Annotated in this window: 1 protein-coding gene; it reads left to right on the top strand. The window is 45.7% G+C overall.

The annotated features are described in order from the left end of the window. A partial coding sequence (asd, locus tag ACWHAR_RS30260) for an archaetidylserine decarboxylase (RefSeq protein ID WP_452088828.1) occupies window positions 1–486 on the top strand: 486 nt, incomplete at its 5' end. Window positions 487–573: the final 87 nt, after the last annotated feature.

Consider the following 573-nt stretch of genomic DNA (forward strand, 5'->3'; position numbering starts at 1 on the left):
CAAACCTTTACGGTGAAGGGAAAAGATTACTCATTCGCTGAGCTGACCGGCTGTAAAAGGGCAGACCATCAATACAACGGCGGTTACTTCGTCGTGCTGTATCTAAGCCCGAGGCATTATCACCGTTTCCATTCTCCGATCAGCTGCAGGTATCAAAAGCTGGCCGAGCTCGGAAATCGCTCATACCCGGTAAATCAACTAGGCTTAAAATACGGGAAAGATGTTCTGTCGAAAAATTATCGGTTTGTGTACGAGCTGAATAGCGGCAGCCGAAATGTCCTGATGATTCCTGTCGGCGCGATGAATATTAATTCTATCGTGCAGACGAATACCCGTACTAAATTGGAGATCGGCGAAGAGCTGGGATACTTTTCATTTGGCTCAACCGTCATTTTGATTTTTGAAAAAGACGCGTTCCAGCCGTCCGCCCATTTAGCAGAAGGCCAAGAAGTTCAAGTCGGAGAACTGATAGGTTACGAAGAGTAAGAAGAGGAGCTTGCATAAACGCAGCGCCTCTTTTTTTGAAGAAAGGTGAGACTTATGGAGAAACAAATCATCAGCTGGATTACAGAT

The sequence above is a fragment of the Bacillus sp. LR--39 genome (assembly GCF_053613335.1).